Annotated in this window: 11 protein-coding genes; 7 read left to right on the top strand and 4 right to left on the bottom strand. The window is 44.5% G+C overall.

The features are described 5' to 3' along the window. Positions 1–141: 141 nt before the first annotated feature. Positions 142–423: a 2Fe-2S iron-sulfur cluster-binding protein gene (locus tag ACP26M_RS10750; protein ID WP_188831776.1), complete on the bottom strand. Its 282-nt coding sequence runs from the start codon at positions 421–423 to the stop codon at positions 142–144. A gap of 78 nt (positions 424–501) precedes the next feature. Further along, positions 502–2,850, bottom strand: coding sequence for a PAS domain S-box protein (locus tag ACP26M_RS10745; protein ID WP_188831777.1), 2,349 nt, complete (start codon positions 2,848–2,850; stop codon positions 502–504). A gap of 241 nt (positions 2,851–3,091) precedes the next feature. Between ACP26M_RS10745 and ACP26M_RS10740 the strand changes: the two genes are divergently transcribed. From ACP26M_RS10740 to ACP26M_RS10720, 5 genes are all read left to right on the top strand, one after another. Further along, positions 3,092–5,404 carry a PAS domain S-box protein gene (locus ACP26M_RS10740; protein WP_426588704.1) on the top strand — a complete coding sequence of 771 codons (2,313 nt, stop codon included), beginning with the start codon at positions 3,092–3,094 and terminating at the stop codon, positions 5,402–5,404. Positions 5,405–6,115: 711 nt separating this feature from the next. Next, on the top strand, positions 6,116–12,100 hold the full coding sequence (locus tag ACP26M_RS10735; protein WP_426588702.1) for a DUF2341 domain-containing protein: 5,985 nt from the start codon (positions 6,116–6,118) through the stop codon (positions 12,098–12,100). Continuing rightward, complete coding sequence (locus tag ACP26M_RS10730) at positions 12,097–12,330, top strand: hypothetical protein (RefSeq protein WP_426588700.1); 234 nt, start codon at positions 12,097–12,099, stop codon at positions 12,328–12,330. The genes ACP26M_RS10735 and ACP26M_RS10730 overlap by 4 nt, the downstream gene beginning before the upstream one ends. A gap of 75 nt (positions 12,331–12,405) precedes the next feature. Further along, positions 12,406–14,391, top strand: coding sequence for a tetratricopeptide repeat protein (locus ACP26M_RS10725; protein ID WP_426588698.1), 1,986 nt, complete (start codon positions 12,406–12,408; stop codon positions 14,389–14,391). Between the two features lie 118 nt (positions 14,392–14,509). After that, the gene (locus ACP26M_RS10720) at positions 14,510–14,884 is read left to right on the top strand and encodes a response regulator (protein ID WP_426588696.1); all 375 of its coding nucleotides are present in this window, start codon (positions 14,510–14,512) and stop codon (positions 14,882–14,884) included. A 70-nt stretch (positions 14,885–14,954) separates the two neighbouring features. Here ACP26M_RS10720 and ACP26M_RS10715 read toward each other — a convergent pair whose 3' ends face one another. Beyond that, on the bottom strand, positions 14,955–16,364 hold the full coding sequence (locus ACP26M_RS10715; protein ID WP_426588694.1) for an MmgE/PrpD family protein: 1,410 nt from the start codon (positions 16,362–16,364) through the stop codon (positions 14,955–14,957). 10 nt (positions 16,365–16,374) lie between these two features. Continuing rightward, positions 16,375–16,545 (bottom strand): hypothetical protein, encoded by a 171-nt coding sequence (locus ACP26M_RS10710; protein WP_426588692.1) that lies wholly within the window; start codon positions 16,543–16,545, stop codon positions 16,375–16,377. Between the two features lie 106 nt (positions 16,546–16,651). On the opposite strand from ACP26M_RS10710, the gene ACP26M_RS10705 reads away from it, so the two are divergent. Together ACP26M_RS10705 and ACP26M_RS10700 are read left to right on the top strand one after the other, a co-directional pair. After that, positions 16,652–18,850 (top strand): hypothetical protein, encoded by a 2,199-nt coding sequence (locus tag ACP26M_RS10705; protein WP_426588690.1) that lies wholly within the window; start codon positions 16,652–16,654, stop codon positions 18,848–18,850. 1 nt (position 18,851) lies between these two features. Continuing rightward, positions 18,852–19,319, top strand: coding sequence for a low affinity iron permease family protein (locus ACP26M_RS10700; protein WP_426588688.1), 468 nt, complete (start codon positions 18,852–18,854; stop codon positions 19,317–19,319). Positions 19,320–19,360: the final 41 nt, after the last annotated feature.

Raw genomic sequence — 19,360 nt, 5'->3', positions numbered from 1 at the left:
TTTAAAAGCTATACTTGTGTGATGTAATTTATTAGCATTCAGTGATTTTAAAGCTTTGTTAAAAGAAATGATTAACAACATCGAAAAAGAAATAGCATAAAAAAAACATTAGCAAGGCTATATCAGCATTCACGGGATCTTTTAATATATTCTATCCGGTATAAATATATCCGTATTTGATAGATCCTCATTGATCAGGATGCTGCAGCTCAATACATTTCTTTTAATTGTTGAGTGATGGCCGGTAATTTGTACCAAACAGGTGCCGCAGCTCCCCATTCCGCAGCACAGCCCAAAGCCCGGAATTGCCAGCTTATCACATATGAGCGACATTAAACTGTGATATTGCCCGGGGAGTGTATGGATACGTTCGCTATTGCCCAGGTGATGCAATGTAAATAGAATGGTGTTTTTTTCGGGCATCGTATGTTACTTTAAACTTTAACGGGTGCGATAGGTAAATTAATAAAAAATCCCCGGTTACCCGTAATGATGCTCGGTTTAAGCCAGTGGTAAACTGAAGTGAAAAACAGATCCTGTACCGCTTTCGCTTTCTGCCCAGATCTGTCCTTCGTGCCGGCGGACGATCTCGGCACTTAAATAAAGCCCTATACCGAAACCTGAAATATGACGGGTTTGGTTACTTTCAACCCGGTAATAACGGTCAAAGATCCTCGGCAGGTCCTGGGCATTAACCCCCATCCCCTCATCTTTTATGCTAACCTGGGCAAAGCCATTGACCGGAGCGCATTTCACTTCAATCTTCCCGCGTTTGGGCGAGTATTTAACGGCGTTGCTAATCAGGTTGGAAATTACCGAGCCGATCTTTTCCCTGTCGGCGTTAACCTGCACATGATTACTGATATCAATGTCAATAATATGAGTGGAAACAGTGAGCCCGTATTCCTCAACAACTTCCCTGATCAGTAGGTCCAAATCAAATAATTCTTTATTAATAGCGATTTTACCTGATTCCAGGCGCGATATATTCAGGAAACCGTTGATCATGCTGCTCATTCTCTTCGCCTGGATCTCCGCCTTTTCCATAGCGCCCGCGAGAAAACTATCAGGATTATTTTTCAATTTGAGATTAGCTACCTGGATCAACGCCATTAGTGAGGTTAATGGGGTTTTAAGTTCATGGCTCACCATACCTATAAAATCATTTTTTCGCAGCTCGTCCTGTTTCTGTTCTGAAATATCCCTGGCGATCTTGGAAACCCCGGTGATCTTTCCGTGTTTGTCGCGTATAGGCGAAATGGTTAGGGATACGTCCAGGACACGACCACCGTTTGCCAGCCTTTTTGTCTCAAAATGCTCCATGCGTTCCCCGTTTTTCAGGCGGGTTATGATCTGCGGTTCCTCATCCTGCCGGTCTTCCGGAACCAGTTTAAGAATAGATTGTCCTATCATTTCGGAGGCCGGGTAACCAAAGATCCTTTCTGCCGATTTGTTCCAGCTGGTGATCGTCCCCTCCAGCGATTTGCCTATTATTGCATCATCTGATGATTCTACGATGGCGGCCAGTTTGGCACTGCGTTCCTCTGCTTTTTTCTGATCGGATATGTCAAGCGCGATCACCAGTCCGGCATACACCATTCCCCGTTCATCTGTTAATGGTACAAAATCTACCTGCAGATCATGGCCGCCGGTGCTTTTAAGTTCGGTCCTTATCTGCTCACCGTTCAACATCCGCTCATAATACTCCCTGGTTATGGCATATCGCTCCGGAGAGTTAAGTTCGGCCATATGTAAACCTGCATAACTATCTCCATTGTACCCTAATTTTTGCATCAGTTCACCTTCCATCGTTATCAGGTTATGTTCTCTGTCAATAACGAGGACCAGCGAGCGGGGAATATTGACGGCGATAGAACGGAATAACTGCTCCTTCTTTTGTATTTCGTCCCTGCTTTTTTGTAGTTCCTCATTACTTGCCAGCATTTCTTCGTTTGATGCCGCAAGTTCTTCGTTAATCGCGGTAAGCTCCTCATTAAGAGCTTGCGTTTCCTCTTCACTTTCTGCAAGGGATTTAGTGCGTGAAGCTACCAATTCCTCCAGCGATCCGTTCATCCGTGAAAGTGCCTGCTGTGCCTCCAAAAGCTCCCCATTGATTGAGAGGAGTTCCTCGTTTGTTGTGCTGATCTCTTCATTAGCCGCGGTAAGCTCCTCGTTAAAAGCCGCGGTCTCCTGTTCTTTCACCTCCAGTTCCTGCTGCAGGCGTTCTTTTACCTTTACATCCCGAATTGCACTAATATATGACAGAGAGGCGATCACAACGGCGAGTATGAGCATTGCGATTATGGCTGCAGGAGCAACAAAGGTATAACGTTCCAAAACCGCCCTGCGTTCGTCCAATAGTTTGCTTTCGGTATCTTCTGCATGGTCAACGGCAAGGCGCAATGCATCCATGGCAGATCTTCCTTCTTCCAGATCGGCTGTGGAAACAACCTGTTGATGTTGTTTTTTTGAAACAAGTTGTTCCAGGATGGCCATTCGCCGGGTTAGTATCGCTTGAATGCTTGCCAGGTTGGCTTGCTGCAGAGCGTTATCGGCGGTTAAGGCACTTACCTCACTAATCAGGCGCTGTGTTTTGAGATAGGCACCCTTATAAGGGCCTAAGAAGGCGGTTTTGCCGGTAAGCAGAAAGCCACGCTGCCCTGTTTCTGCATCTTTCATCGATGAAATAGCTTGTTCAAGCTTCTGGATCACCAGCGTGCTGTGGCCAACAGCGTTATTGCTATTTAGCAAATTATTAATCGTATTATAGGAAAAGAATCCGACGATCAGCAGGATCAATATCGAAAACCCGTAGCCGAGCTGTAAATTGCGGGTAAAGTTCAGTCGCATGGAGATACCGGGTATCAATGATGTTAAGTGGTATACAATAATTTATGTTTTTACGAAAAAAACCAAAGGGATGGTTTGGCGTTACCGGTAATAAATATCGAAGGTAACATAGATGTTACAATTATTGGGGCTTGCTATTTATACAACGGTTTAATTTTAATTCAGGGGCTTAATTTTTTTAATTGGTAACTTACTAATTAACAATAACGTTTAACAACTTTATTGATTTTACTGACTATATATGAGAAAAGGGGCGTTCGGAATTGCCTTTGCTTATTTGTTGATTAGCCTGCTGTGGATCCTGTTCAGTGACCGGCTGTTGTTTTATTTCGAAGGAATACTTAGCCCCCACCAATACCTGTGGCTGAGTTTAGGAAAGGGGTGCCTGTTTGTGATGGTTACAGCAATTGCTCTTTACGTTTTGATCAGGTCAGAAGAACGAAGGTTGAAACAGAGCGAAAAGCAATACCGGAGCATGTATGAATCCAATCCAAACCCAATGTGGATTTACGAGCCGGGGACACTCCGTTTCATTTCGGTAAACGATGCCGCAGTTGCGGTTTATGGCTACAGTGCGGAGGAGTTCAGGCAACGGACAATATTGGATATCAGGCCTTTGGAAGACCGGGAGAATGTGATTGCTTCGTCCGATCGGGTAGACAGTAAGCTCAATGATAGCGGTACCTGGCGTCACATTAAAAAGGACGGGCAACTGATTTATGTAAATATTACCTCGCATAAAATCTGGTTCAATAAAAAGCCCCATATCATGGTTATGGCTCGTGACATGACCGAACGGGTAGCATTTGAGCAAGCTCTTGAAAAAGTAAACCAGGAGCTTTTAGAAGAAAAACACAAGCTTAGTGAAACCCAGTTGTTGTCGCGGGTGGCCGGATGGGAATTCTACCCCCGTGAAAACAAGCTGATATGGTCAGACGAAGTTTATCGCATCGCAGGTTTGAAGCGGGATGGGCGCGAAGCATTCGATATTTATGTAAATCACATTTTTCCGGAAGACCGGCCGCTGATGATCAACGCTTTGCATGAGCTCATCAGTACCGGTAAACAACTCGATGTAACGCACCGCATCACTGCCCTGGATGGCACAACCCGTTATATCCGGCAGCTTGCCCGCGTTGAAAGCACCGGGGAGCAGGAACTTAAGATAGCAGGTTCGCTACAGGATATTACTGAGCTCAAGCAATTGGAAATGGAGCGTAATCGGTATCAGTATAGCTTTGAGCATACGCTGAACAGTATTACCGATTGCTTTTTTGAGCTCGACCGCCAAATGAAGATAACCCGGATAAACGACATCTTTCGGGAGATGGTTAAAACAGACAGAAGCCAGATTATTGGTGCAAGTATTTTTGAGTTTTTTCCTAAAGCCGAAAATAAGTTTTATCATGTTTACCATAAAGCGCTTGAAGAAAGGGTTATTGTAAGGCACGAAGATTACTCGGTTATCCTGCAGCGCTGGCTCAGGATGGCTGCTTATCCTACCGATGAAGGTGTTGCCGTATACTTCGCCGACATTACCGAAGACAGGCTTAAAGACGAACGGTTAAAAGAAGCAGTTGAACGTTACGAACTGGTGGCCCAGGCGACGAGGGATGTTGTTTATGACCTTAATATTGTTGAAAACAAACTGATATACAATACAAGCCTTACACATTTGGTGCAAATATCGCTCGACGAAATCAGTTATGAACTGGAATGGTGGCGGTCGCTGATCCATCCGGATGATATGGAAGAAGTAGTGAGCAGCCAGGAAAGGATCAGCCGTGCCGGTTTAACCAACTGGGAATGCGAATACCGGCTCAATTGCGGTAAAGGTGAATATAAATACGTGATGGACCAGGGGTATTTTATTTATAACGAACAAAAGCAACCGATACGACTGATAGGGGCGGTAAGAGATATTGATGCCCTTAAACGCAGCACCCAGGAAAATAAGCGGCTGGCACGCATCATCAAACAGGTAAATAATATGGTGCTTATTACCGATGATCTGCGAAGGGTACAATGGGTAAATAATGCGTTTGTAGAGCTGACCGGCTACGCTATGGAAGAAGTGGTAAATAAAATGCCGGGTGATTTTTTGACAGATCCCGATGACCCGGTGATCCAAACGTTAATAAGAAAACAACAGGCCAGGGAAGCTTTTGGTATAGATACGATCATTTATACCAAAAACAGAACCCCGGTTTGGGTATCAGCCCAGTTAACCCCGGCATATGATGAAGATAACGCTTTTCAGGGTTACATCATCGTTTGTCAGGATATAACTTACCGTAAAGAAAAAGAAGAAGAGGTTAACAGGCAGAACCGTTTACTCCGTGAGATTGCATGGATAAGCTCGCATGAGATCAGGCGGCCTGTGGCAACCATGCTCGGATTGGTAAACCTGCTGGATATGGCCGAAGATGAGAACGAGCGAAGAGAGATCTTTTCAAAACTCCGCGAATGCGCGCGGGAAATGGACAGCATGGTGCATGAGATTCACCGTCGCATTGAAGCGGAAAAAGTAATGCAAATTGCGCGCGATCTTTAAACAGTTAATTTAATGGTTAGCATAAAGACTTAGTAAAAACAAACCTCAAGGCGCTTTAGCAAAAATCGGTCTGAATAAAATTACGACGTTTTTTTTAGCATTATACTCCAATATATATACCGTAGCCGCAATTGTTCTGGCTACTCGCTTTCAGGCTCTTTACCGGAGTGGTTAACGCAGCTTTTATCGTCTGTAGGCTAACCGTAAGCAGTGTGATGACAGCGCAGTAAAACCAGTAACAATAAATATCCATACGGATATACCCGCCCGGTAATCAAAATGCATGGACGAGTCAGATCATACATTGCCGCTGTCACGGCGGCATTATTTCGCTTTCCCCTGATTAACTATTTTTTACAAGTCTAACCTTAATGATTATCGACTATTGTTTGGCCAAGAATGAAGAAAGCCGGCGACTATACTTTTATGGGATAGCCACTGGCGTAATAACAATCTTTGAAAATTAAGGCGATCCTGTTCGCTGCTCATCAGGCAGTAAAGCCGAAGTCGCTCCATAGCTTATTTCCTGCGCGTCTATCGGAGGATTAGCTTTCATATTATTAAGCATATGTTTAAGTGTTGATCTCGTGCCTATAATACTTTGCTCAAATAGCTGATTTTCTGTAAATAACTAAACCAATTGTTTTGACTGGTCGTATAAAGGTGGGATATTATTAAAGATATTATTTAATAACGTTTTTACCTGTGAATATGAGAGGGCGTCATGCTTACTTTTTACTATCGGTTGTTTTAATATTGCTGGGGAATAACATTTTTGCCGCGATTCCGGTCATTACCTATACTTCATCCAATGTCTATACAGTTGGCACAGCCATTACTACCCTGACACCTACGGTTACTAACGGCGTTAGCGCGATAGGTTATAGCGCGGCTACGGCGCTTACGGGCGCTACCTTAAATAATCCCCGCGGTGTAGCTATCGATGCAGCCGGCAATATTTATGTGACCAATACGGGTAACAATACCATCAGTAAGTATAATTCAAGCGGTACCTACCAGGGGACCTTCGGTACCGGCGCTACCATGTCTCTCCCTAAAGACCTGGTTTTTGACTCATCGGGTAACGCTTACGTATTAAACCTTGGCGCCACTCCGGGCACGGGGAGCGTATATAAATATAATTCAAGCGGTGTATACCAGTCAACCATACTCAGCGGCTTAAATTATGCTTTGGGAATGACCATCGACAATTCGAATAACATTTACATCGCCGATCAGGGTGCCGTTACGGTGCAAAAATACAACACCAGCGGTACACTGTTACTATCGCTGCCCACTACTAATTTAAGCACTCCTCTTGGAGTAGCTGTGGATGCATCCGGTAATATTTACGTGTTAAATAACGGCACCGGGAACGTAACAAAATATAACTCGGCCGGAACATTTCAATCTATTTTTCTTAGCGGGTATACATCAGCGCAAGCCATAACCATTGATGGCGCCGGAAATTTTTATGTGGGCGACAATGCAGCTACCAATACAGTTTATGTTTACAATCAAAGCAGTACCTTACTTACCAGTAAAGCCCTTACAGATCCTGAAGGGATTGCTATTGACAGTAAAGGCGTACTGTATACCTCGGCTTATTATGCCAACCAGATGAATAAATCTACCCCAACGGGTGGCTTTTTCCTGAGCGGATCCTTACCTGCCGGCTTAAGCTTTAATAGTTCAACAGGCAGCATCAGCGGTACCCCGACAGCAGCGATGGCCGCCACCAACTATACTGTAACGGGCTATAATGCCAGTGGTGCAGGTACCAGTAATACATTTTCTATTACGGTTAACCCTACAACACCTACAGGTACGGGCGGCTCAACATGCGGTTCGGGCACCGTAACGCTTTCAGCTTCAGGAAGCTCCCCGTCGGGCGGGGTATATAACTGGTATGCAGCTCTTACCGGCGGCTCATCTTTAGGAACGGGCTCAACCTTTACTACACCAACCCTAACAACAACTACCACTTATTATGTAAGCTACACTCAAAACGGGGCAACAAGCACGCCACGCATCGCCGTAACTGCAACTGTAAATGCCAAACCTGTTATATCAACTGCACCCACTACGGGTAGTTTATATCTTTCCTATCCTTTTACCGGCAATGCCAATGATGCCTCCGGTAACTTAAATAACGGAATACCTCAGAATGCTCCCACACTTACTACTGATCGTTATGGAGCAGCAAGCAGCGCCTATAGTTTTAATGGTTCAAGTCAGTACATGGCTACTTCCAGCCTTATACTAATTAGTCCGCAAACTTTTTCTATCAGTGTGTGGTTTAAAACAAGTTCGGCAGGAGGTAAGCTGGTCGGTTTCGGTTCGTCAGAATTTGGGTCAAGCTCAGGTATCTTGGGTTACGATCGTCATATTTATATGAATAGCAGCGGACAACTATACTTTGGGGTTAAACCTGGCAGTACATATAATACAATAAACACTACTGCATCCTATGCTGATGGTGCATGGCACCATGCAGTTGTAACTATGTCATCTACTAATGGGGCCAACCTGTATGTAGATGGTGCACTGCAGGCCAGTGACCCTACGATGACATCAGCAGGAGCTTACACAGGTTATTGGCGGGTTGCTTATGACAATTTAGCAAGTTGGCCGGGTGCACCATCCAGTTATTATTTTAACGGCTCATTGGATGACATAGCTGTTTATCAAACAGAGTTAACTGCGGCTCAAGTGTATACATTATACGGTGCAGGCAGCGCCCCGGTTTGTTCAGGGGGCACGCTTACTTTCCAGGCCAATACAGTAAGCGGCGCTACCTACTCCTGGTCGGGGCCGGGCAGCTTTACATCTGCCTCTCAAAATCCTACCATCAGCAATGTTACATCAGCAAATGCGGGCACTTATGTACTTACTGTAACCGGTTCAAATGGCTGTACCTCGCAATTAAATGTAACCGCGGTTGTAAATGCACTCCCTTCAACAGCATTTACAGCGACGTCTTCGGTAAATATTAACTCAAACGCAACTGTCACTTATACAGGGACTGACCCCTCAACTTCAACTTATAGTTGGGATTTTAGTGGAGGCACACCCTCAACCGGTACCGGGCAAGGACCGTTTTCGGTACAATGGACTACGCCCGGAACAAAAACAATTACTTTGACTGTAACCAATGCTACGGGCTGCTCGTCGTCATCAACACAAAATGTAACTGTAAGCCTGGGTACCTATGGTAATTATGCTTTTGGTGAAACCATCACATTAAATACAACCTCGCTTGGCATCACATCAAATCTTACCAATTTTCCGGCATTACTCAGCATACAGGATAATAACCTGATTATTTCAAATGCCTGTGCGGATAAGGTGCAAAATCCCAACGGTCCCAATTACGATTTTGCATTTGTAAGTGGCGGCAGCGAGTTGTATTACCAGGTTGAAAGCTATAACCAAACCACTGGAACGCTGCTGGTCTGGGTACAAATACCTACTTTAACTTATGCTACCAACAATATCATATCTTTTTATTACGGTTCAAAATCACCTACGGTAACACACAATACGGCATTTTTTGCAAATACCTGGGCAAGTAATTACCTGGCAGTATTTCATTTTAATGAATCGAGCTATACGGGTTCGGTTGCTGATGGTACCGCGGGAGGGCATACGGGCACCTCCAGCGGGATGACCTCGGCAGACCTTGTTACCGGTAAAATCGGTACGGCTTACAGCTTTAACGGATCAAGTAAAAAAATTACAACCAATGCCGTATCTGTTACAGGCCCCTTCACCTTATCTGCCTGGGTTAAATTAGGGGCTACAGGCCTGGATCAAAAAGTAATGACAAACCAGGACGCCACAGGAGGGCTTAGCGGCGGCTATAAAATGGGAATCTATACTAATAACATCCCTGAATCGGAATCGGGTATCGCAACAAACCGGCTCAGTATCCCCAACCCAACGGCTTTTGCCAGCGGCGCATGGCATTATATACAAAGTGTTTATACAGGTACGACCCTCAGTACATACGTTGATGGAACACAATATAAAATATTAACTACTATCAATAATCCTTCGGCTAATACAAGCTTTTATATTGGAGTAGGAGAAGGGGGGAACAGCTATTATTTTAACGGGGTAATTGATGAACCACGCGTTTCCAATGTTGCAAAAACGGCCGATTGGCTTAAGGCAGAATATGTAAATCAAAATAACCCGGTAACGTTTACTACTGTTGGTACAACCTCTGTTAATGTCACTAATGCTGCGAGTATACCAGGCGCGCTAACCTATACTTATAAAGGCGTTACTGGGACTTATACCGATGCCAGCAACTGGGATAACACCACCGCTGGTACCACCAACCAGGCACCTGCCTTTGACGGTACAGCTACTTTAATTATCCCTACAGGAAAAAGTATTACAATTAACTCTGATGCCTCGGTATACGGGTTAACACTAAGCGGTACGGCTTCAATAAGCCTTCAGGCAAATTTAAGCGTTGGATGTAATATCTATAACCAGGACACCGGAAAAATAGATTGGAATAATTTAAACACATCAAAGATAACCTGGAATGGGACCAGTGCCGCCCAAAGCTACAATGGTGCAGCTTCTACAGGGTATGCGCATGTAAGCACTATGGAGGTGAATAATTCGGCAGGTGGAACAATAACGGTTAATAGTGATACACTTGATATTTACAGCGAGCTCAAAATTACCAAGGGGAACCTGGCGGTTGCCTCCGGGGCCATTATGGTACTCAAAAGCAGTGTATCTCAAACGGCCTCTGTCGATCCTATCCCTACGGGGTACAGTATTACAGGAACAGTATATGCAGAACGTTATTTCAAGGCCGGGACTATTGCTACCAATACCCGCAATTACCGGCTTCTGTCTTCCCCGGTAAATACCACTACAGGTGCCTATAACCTTAGTTATCTGAACGCCAATTCAGGCAATTTCACCGGGGTTTTTGTTGCCGGCCCAACCGGGACGGCGGGTGGATTTACTGTCACCAACGCCGCCTCTACGGTTTATTTATACAAAGAGAACCTGCCTGCAAGCAGCACTACTTTTAACTCCGGAAATTTTAAGGGCTTAACAGGCATTTCGGGTAACACCATATCTTATTATACCGGCACAGGCACCACCACTGCAACAACAACACTTCCGGTAGGTAACGGCTACATGTTATATTATGCCGGAAATAATGTTAACAATGTTACCTCAACAACAGCACTGAATAAACAATACCGCTTTGGCGGAAGCTATATTGACCCGGATGCTTCAACGATGGTAGCTGTCGGTACGTTAAACCAGGGCAGCATCCCGGTAAAACTATGGTGGAACAGCAGCAGCACCACTTTAAGTAAAGCACAAACCGGTTATAACCTGGTAGGCAACCCATATGCCTCTTCTATTGATTGGGATACGTTTTCGCAAAGCAGTTCAACAAACGGTATTTACGGCCCCGGTGTATCTGCTACCATATATGTTTTCAATTATACCAATAAAAATTATGGTACTTATACCGCTTTGATCCCGGGGGGCATTGGCACCAATAATGCAACCCGTTACATTGCAAGCGGGCAGGGCTTTTTTGTGCAGGCTACTACAACCTCGGCTTCATTGACTTTTAATGAAGCAGCCAAAACAACGGTGCAACCCAGCTCCTTGGGGAGCACCCTTTATATGTTGATGAGCAAAAAAAGCCAGGCATTAGCCAGGCCCCAGTTAATGCGGGTGAAACTCTCATCTGATTCGGTTAATACGGATGAGATCATGGTATTATTTGATCCCGGATCCAAAAACGAATATGAGCCTTTTTATGATTCAGACCGGTTAAACGGGATTGGAAATGTTTCGACACTGGCCAGTTACGGATACAGGAGTCCAAATATGCTCGCCATTAACAGGATGAATGTTATAGATTCCACTACCCGGGTTAAGTTATTTGTGAACGTTAATAATTCGGCAACCACTGATACAATTTCCGGCTCGGGGTTTGAATCGCTTGATTCAAGATATGACATATATCTGCTTGATCATTATAAAAAGGATTCTTTGCTTTTCAGCCAGTATAAACGTTATCCGTTCAATATCAACAAAACAGATACAACCAGCTACGGTGCAAACAGGTTCGAAATCGTATTTCATAAAAAAAGTTCATTAAACTACCGGTTGCTGAGTTTTGAGGCAAGCCCGGTTAAAGACGGTATTCAGTTAACCTGGAGAACTGAGCATGAAGGAAACTTGTCCGGCTTTACACTGCAAAGGCAGGACGGCTCAAAGGAATTTGTTCTTTTAACATCTATGTTAAGCAATGGCAGCGGGTCTTACACTTATATAGACAGGTTCCCGTCAGCAGGAACCAATTACTACCGCTTGCAGCAAAATGATGCTTTTAATACGATCAGCTATAGCAAAATAGTAGCGGTAAGCTTCAATGCACCTGGCATTATTAATGAGCAAATTACACTTTATCCTAATCCGGTTAACAGCGAACTTTATATTAAGATCAATAGAAATGCACCAGACAGGGTGATACTTAAAGTAACCGGTATAACCGGCCAGGTAATGTTTTACCGGGAAACGGATGGCAATAATATACAACAGAACGTAGGCAGTCTGCTGCCCGGAAACTACATTGTTGAGATTTCGGACAAGTCAACCAAAAGGCTGATTGGGATTAAAAAATTTAATAAAAAATGAAATTTTACCTCTGCAAAACAATCTACCGGGTCAGTAAGATATTATTGACCTTGTACCTGGTTATCAGCCCCATTTTGCTGTTTGCCGATGATCCGGGCGCACCGTGTGATGACAGCGACCCGCTGGATAATAATTGTCCGCTGGATACCTGGACTATTTATATATTCATATTAGTTCTTATTCTTACTGCAATCCGCCTGCACAAAAAGCAACATGCCTTCGGTCGTTAACACGCAGGGGGATATTGAGCAGGTCATAAAGTGTCAGGGAATAAACCATTATATAAACATTTAGAAAACATATCAATGTTCGGCTTTGCAACGATTAGTAAACTTCGTTTATATACGCTGTGTGTTATTATGCATGGTATCCTGGCTTGCTGTGGATTTACGATTGTGGGCGCGTCACCCTGCCAGGCCCAGGTTAACAGCATAAATACGCAAATTAAAAATCTCGATAAAGCAAAACACGACACCGACAGGGTAAAGATCTATTACGCTATTTCAAGGTTGTATTGGAGCAAAAATGCAGACAGCGCATTGTTGATGGCGCAAAAATCCCTTGAGCTTGCGAAAAAGATCAATTTTGAAAAAGGCAAAGCTTTGGCATATCTTGCAGAAGGGGTAGCCCTTGGATACAAAGGAAGATGGCCTGAAGCTCTTAACAGTCATTTACAGTGCCTGCGCATAAGTGAAAAACTGGGCATGGAAGGATTAAGCGGAAATGAATATAATAATATCGCCGGCCTGTACACCTCTATGGAGGATTATTCAAAAGCGCTTTATTATAACCAGCAAGCTTACAACATAGCCCTGAAGCAAAATGACTCCGCACATGAAGGCACTTTCAGCCCATTGGTAAATATTGGCGAAATATTTAAGAAAAAAGGAAAACCCGATTCGGCTATTGCCTATAATTCAAAAGCGTTAGCCATAGCTCAACGAATAAAGAACCCCATCTATATAGCCGCCACCATGTATAATATCGCCGAAAATTATATTACAAAGAAAAATTACCGGCTGGCCGAAGATTATTTAAACAAGGCGCTTGATATCGCGCAAAAAGAAGGTGATGATGAAGATGTTGCATACTGTCATGGCGGGCTGGCACTTACATCTTATTATACAGGCAAATACAACTCCAGTACACTTTATGCACAAAAAGCTCTTGAAGAAAGCAAGAGGTCCGGCATTGTTGAGCTTATTCAAACTGCCTATAACGTATTGTACTTAACCCTTAAAAAAACAGGTAATTATAAACAGGCGCTGTATTATCGTAACCTTGAAGTGGCTTTGAACGATAGTTTGAAAACCGAACAACGACTGAAAACTATCAGAAATATGCAGTCTGTTTACGAGCTGGAAAAAAAGGAACAGCAAATTGATTTGCTGAATAAAAATAAAATTATAGGTCAGAAAGAACTGGAGAAAGTGAGCCTGAAGCGGGATATTTTAACTGCGGGCACCATACTTTTAGTATTGCTCGCTTTTATCCTGCTCAGAAATTACATGCAAAAAAAGAAGCTCAGTGAGCAACTGGCTCTGCAAAATAAAAACATATCTGAGCAAAATCTTCACCTCGAAGAACTTGTACACGTAAAGGACCGCCTGTTTTCAATTATCGGGCACGATTTAAGGGGACCGATCCATACCATCAGCCATATGATGGATATTGTAAAGGAAAAAAGCCTGTCGGAAGAAGAAAGCGATTACTGGATTGAAAAGATAGATGAGACCCTGATTATAACCTCCAGCTTGGTTGAAAACCTGCTATACTGGGCAAAAAGCCAGTTAGACGGAATCCAACTTAACCCTGCCGGTTTTGATCTGCGAAAGCTAATTGATCAAAATGTTATGCTGCTGAAACAACGGGCCGCTGAAAAGAAAGTGGTAATAACAAGTGAGGAGATGGCTGAGCCCGTGATGGTATTCGGAGACGAAACTATGATTGATATTGTGATCAGGAACTTATTGGAGAATGCCGTAAAGTTTTCAAAAGCGGGTGATCATGTTACCGTAACCGCGGAAAAAAGCGAGGCTTTTGGGATATTGAAGATTCGGGACAACGGGAAAGGTATCCCTGAAGAAGCACAATCAAAAATATTTAACAAATATACCTCATATACTACTTTTGGTACAGCCAGTGAAAAAGGAAGCGGTCTTGGGCTGTTATTATGTAAAGAGCTTGTGGAAAGAAACAATGGCACCATATGGTTTGAAAGTAAGGCCGGGATAGGAAGTACGTTCTGTTTTACTGTGCCAATAGAAAACGAAGAGTTGGTTGCTGTTTAAGGCCGCTTTAAACAGGTCGGAAGATGGGGTGTCTACTTATTTTTCAATAATCCTCCGATATCAGGGCATGATGTTTGTGTGAAAGGAGCTATGTTAAAACGTAGCTTTTAGAACTATAATGATTGCCTCTTATCAGAAGAGAGTCCTGGTTGTTGATGATGATAAGGACATTCGTGAATTAATGCACCTGATCCTGGAAATGGAGGGATATGCGGTGACCGAACTGGATAATGGTCATGACGTCCTTGAAGCCATACAGGCTTTACGACCAGATGTTGTGTTGCTGGATGTTATGCTGGGCGATATGGATGGCCGCGATATTTGTAAACATTTGAAGAATGACCCAGGTATGCAGGATATACCTATAATTATTGTTTCGGCAAGTCACGGGTTGCATACGATGCACGAAAAACAATGCGGCGCCAATGATTATCTGGCCAAGCCTTTTGATGTGAATGAGCTCATTAATCATGTGCGCCATTTTGCCGCTTGATTGGCGCCATGCCGTAAATCTCCGGCTGTGACATAGCCCTGCAATTGCCATAGTGGCTCAAATAAATTCTTTATATAGCTGCCAGCAGGTTAATTAAGGTTGAAATTTCGGGAATGTTTTCGAGGTTACGAACAGTGCCGATCAGTTGCTCCTGCATTTCTGCGGATACAATATTGTTGCTCAGCCGCCGGAACTTTTCAATCGTATCATTCCATGTAAACGGACGGGTAAAAAAGCCATGGTAATCTTCCTGTTCCCTGGTTAGGGTTTGGCCGTTTTTCAGGCTGATCTCCACCTTGGTTTTCATTTTATCGGGATAAGCAACGGTATAAGGATCAAGGATACCAGCAACTATCAGCGGTTGATGAAGCGGGAAGCCCGTACTTACTTTCACTTTCTTTAGCAATTGCTGTACATCGTTATTTTTAATTCTTTCCGGCTCATATTGTTCGGGATAAACTTCGCCATCCAGAAGGAGCACTGCGGCGGCATAAAATAAACTGTGATCAGCCTGTTCCTTAGTTTCTACAATTTGTCGGTTGCCGTAAGCACCGGATCCTATGATGTGATAGGCAGTTAAAAATGTGGTCAGCTCAACGCTTTCAATCTCTTCCGGGTTAACCTGCTGCTGTTTGCGCAGCTCGTCAAGGGCTTCCAGTGTGGCCTGTGCATGTACTTCTACATTATATTTCTTCAATACGCAGCGTGGTAGCAGTTCAAAGGTCTCTCTATCCCAGTCATAATCCAGCCTCATACCAAACACATCATCAAAGCCCTTGGGGCCTTCAAAAATGGCCACCGGGCCGGTCATCCCTTCTCGGGCCAGGAAACAGATGTTAACGCAGTTCAGTGCGTCCAAAGAAGATGCAAACCCCTTCCATTCATAGGTATATGATGCCCGGCTGCTTACCATGGGGCTTATTGAAGTGCCGGTAATGCCCAGTGCATGAGCTGTTTGTTGTTCAGTCAGGTTTAACAGGCGGGCAATTCCAGCCGTCATTGAGTAGCCTAAAAGCAAGGTATGATCGATGCCTTCCTTCATGACTGGAATTTCCAGCACGAGGCGGCATTCTATCTGGTACGCCACGGCCATGGCAGCAAGGAAATCCTTACCTGATACCGGCCCAAACTGAGCTACCGCCAGCAGCGGCCCAATATTATCACTGGGATGGCAAGTAGCTTCCTTGCCCATAAAGTTATCCATAAAATCCGGGTAACGGATAAGCGCTGTGTACAGTTGCGCCGCCCGGTCATAGGGTAAGTTTTCCATAAGCGGCACCTTGCATTTGCCGCCTTCACCCATAACCTGTAATTGCCTCAATAATTTTTGGATGGCAGGTTTGTTACCGGCGTGGATCAGCGATCCCAAAGCATCAAGCAAATGGCGTTTCAGTTGTTCGATGGAGGCTTCGCCGATGTCATCATAACGGGCATTAAGCGCGAAGCGGGCGATCTTGAAATTCTGCAGCTCTTTTTCCATGATTTACCTGTTAATTGCCGCGGCCGCGAAACAATGAGATAACCCAGATGATGACCGCGATAACGACGATTACCGCGAAAATGCCCACGGCAGCACCGGCTTTAAAAATACCGACAATGGCATCACAGCTGCTCAATAACAGGCAAAGGCTTAAGAATAGTGGTGTAATTAACTTTTTCATAGACTGATAGTTTTATAATTAAAACTTAAAACAGCAAGCGATGTTTTAATTATCATTTAAAAGATATTTTTCAGCGATTTTTTTAATTGTTAATCGATTTAAACCTATGAACGCATCACCCTGGCTCAGGAATACCAAAGCCGCCCTGCATTTGCCTGACCTTATTCCGGTATATAAAACCACAGCAGGTAGTTATGATTTTAAAATATATGACCTTGGAGACAGCTGCTGGCTGGTGGCCGGATGGCCAAATAGCAGCCAGATTGCTTTCCGGTTGGCCTATTCACCAAACGACAGGTTACAGATCGCAATAAAAGAAAGGAAAAACGACGTGCGATTGAAGATTGGCTCGTTACTGGGCGACTACGAAGTTGTTTTGACGCTACCCACAGAAAACCGGCCCGTACTTCATTACACCACCAGGTTAACGCCGGCCTCCACCTTATTGTTCCCTTACTGGCCGCGCGACATTGTACCGCTTGGTTCCGGCGGAAGTGAAAGCATGGCCGACGGAGAAATACATACCAGGCAGGTTGGTACGCGTTCGGGACAGCTCTATTTTAGTATGAGCCGGCCAAAAGCGGGTTCGGTATTGTACCTGCAAAATCTAACCGCGTTGGCCGGTTACAACCAGCAAACCGAAACCTCCGCAGGAGATAGTGTAGGGGGCGAATGGCCTGAAATCGGCTTTGCCCTGCCGCCCACCATTAAAAATAAACCTCTGGCAGCAGGTAAAAGCTATACTTTGAGTGATGCCTTTATTGTTTTTTCGGAAGAAGTGCCTGCTGATGAGGCGGCTATGGTTCAGCAATATCTCAACCTGCTGGCTGAAGTTTACCTGGCTTTACCCAAACCGGCAACCAATTATACTCATTGGCCCGACATACTTGGCAAAGGACTAAAGGACCTGATAGACAGCCCGGGCTGCTGGGTACAACTTGATGGTCATCATTATTTTAACGCCTATGTATCAGACTATGCCACTCCTCCCGAAATCATGGTGCAACTGGCGGTACTGCTTCCTTTACTTGATTATGTGGAATGGAGCGGCGCGGAACTGGAAGTAATGAAAAAAGTTAAAGCCGGCTTGCCATCATTCTATAGTGAAAAATACGGCACCATAATGCGCTGGCACCCAAAAGTAGCCGATACGCTGGAAGGTGAGGAGGAGCAAAAACAACCGCTGGTTATGGATTCCTGGTACCTGCACCACCCTTTGTTAAACCTGTCGCGTCTTGCGCTGAAAGGCGATAAGGTTGCCAGCAAACTCTTTTTAGATTCTTTGGAATTTTCGATACGGGTGGCGCATCATTTTAATTACAAATGGCCGGTTTTTTATAAAGTAGATACCCTTGAGGTAGTGAAAGCCGAAACGCAGCCAGGCAAAGGAGGTGAAAAGGATGTGCCGGGTTTATATGCCCATGTCATGCTGCAGGCCTGGGAGCTTACGGGCGAAAAACGCTATTTAACCGAAGCGGAAAAAGCCGCTATGCATTTGCGCGGCCAGGGTTTCGACCTGTTCTACCAGGCCAACAATACCGCCTTTTCAGCTGGTGCAATGCTGCGCTTATATAAAATCACCAAAAAAGAAATTTACCGCGAGCTTAGTTACCTGTGCCTGGCTGGTGTGTTTAACAACGTGAAGCTGTGGGACTGTGATTATGGCTATGGAAAAAACTTTCCGACATTTTTTGCATTGTTCCCGCTTAATGATGCTCCTTATACGGCAGTATACGAAGAGCAGGAAGTGTTCTGCGCGCTGCATGACTACCTCCGCCACGCCCAGGATATTGAGATTTTACCATCAGTACGCCTCCTGATAACCGAATATGTCCGTTACCTTGTAGACCGAGCCGCTTATTATTACCCAACAATGCTTCCAAAAGAAATGCTCCAGGAAAAGCCCAAAATAGGAGAGGTTGATCCGAACCTGTGGATCGCGCTTGAGGATTTACACGACGGCTGGGAAAAATCAGGGCAGGTAGGTCAGGAAGTATATGGGGCAGGCAACGCTTTCGGGATCCTGCCGCGCCACTATATCCGTATACCTGATCAGCCTTTCATGATCTTCACTGATTATCCTGTTTACCGATTTACCACCAGGAAGCAAGATTATCTTCATGTCCGCATGGCGGGCGATAATCGCATCGACTGCCGCCTGATGGTGGTTAAGAGCAGTACCGGTAAATTACCAGGGGTAGAAGTGCGTGTTAATCAGAAGCCTATCGACGGAAAAAAAATCAAAGGCGGCCACTTTGAATATTTAATACCCGGCAATGCCGAAATCACTATTAGCTGGAAATAACATGAAAAAGAAAATCAATTACTTTGAGCGGTTCTCTAACTGGGCTACCGCGGCAACCGGCAGTTCGGCCGCTTTTATTATAGCCGCGTCCACCATAGTGATATGGGCTGTTACCGGGCCGGTATTTCACTACTCGGAAACCTGGCAACTTATTATAAATACCGGCACAACCATCATTACTTTTTTAATGGTCTTCCTTATTCAGAAGGCGCAGAATAAGGATTCGAAAGCCGTCCATTTAAAACTGAATGAATTGCTGGCTTCTCATGAAGGTACCAGTAACAGGATGGTTAATATTGAGGACCTGAGTGAAGAGGAGCTGGATCACCTATACAAATTTTATATCCGTTTGTCCGAACTGGCGCAAAAAGAAAGTGACCTTACCAAAACACATTCTATTGATGCCGCGCGGGTAAATCAACAAAATAAATCAAAACGTTATACCAGGAGTAATAAGAGGTCAGAGTAACCGGATACCTGGAAGCGCCGGTGGCGCGTCAGTTATTGAGA

This window comes from Mucilaginibacter sp. R-33 (assembly GCF_049949235.1).
GTDB lineage: Bacteria > Bacteroidota > Bacteroidia > Sphingobacteriales > Sphingobacteriaceae > Mucilaginibacter.
The sequence above is the reverse complement of the archived record's forward strand: the minus strand, read 5'-3'. Positions and strand labels throughout refer to the sequence as shown.

Bases quoted from the DNA above. Each gene is read 5' to 3' on its own strand.
- ACP26M_RS10730 (WP_426588700.1), top strand. From the start codon at position 12,097: ATGAAATTTTACCTCTGCAAAACAATCTACCGGGTCAGTAAGATATTA.
- ACP26M_RS10715 (WP_426588694.1), bottom strand. From the start codon at position 16,364: ATGGAAAAAGAGCTGCAGAATTTCAAGATCGCCCGCTTCGCGCTTAAT.
- ACP26M_RS10740 (WP_426588704.1), top strand. From the start codon at position 3,092: ATGAGAAAAGGGGCGTTCGGAATTGCCTTTGCTTATTTGTTGATTAGC.
- ACP26M_RS10705 (WP_426588690.1), top strand. From the start codon at position 16,652: ATGAACGCATCACCCTGGCTCAGGAATACCAAAGCCGCCCTGCATTTG.
- ACP26M_RS10720 (WP_426588696.1), top strand. From the start codon at position 14,510: ATGATTGCCTCTTATCAGAAGAGAGTCCTGGTTGTTGATGATGATAAG.
- ACP26M_RS10735 (WP_426588702.1), top strand. From the start codon at position 6,116: ATGAGAGGGCGTCATGCTTACTTTTTACTATCGGTTGTTTTAATATTG.
- ACP26M_RS10750 (WP_188831776.1), bottom strand. From the start codon at position 423: ATGCCCGAAAAAAACACCATTCTATTTACATTGCATCACCTGGGCAAT.
- ACP26M_RS10725 (WP_426588698.1), top strand. From the start codon at position 12,406: ATGTTCGGCTTTGCAACGATTAGTAAACTTCGTTTATATACGCTGTGT.
- ACP26M_RS10710 (WP_426588692.1), bottom strand. From the start codon at position 16,545: ATGAAAAAGTTAATTACACCACTATTCTTAAGCCTTTGCCTGTTATTG.
- ACP26M_RS10745 (WP_188831777.1), bottom strand. From the start codon at position 2,850: ATGCGACTGAACTTTACCCGCAATTTACAGCTCGGCTACGGGTTTTCG.
- ACP26M_RS10700 (WP_426588688.1), top strand. From the start codon at position 18,852: ATGAAAAAGAAAATCAATTACTTTGAGCGGTTCTCTAACTGGGCTACC.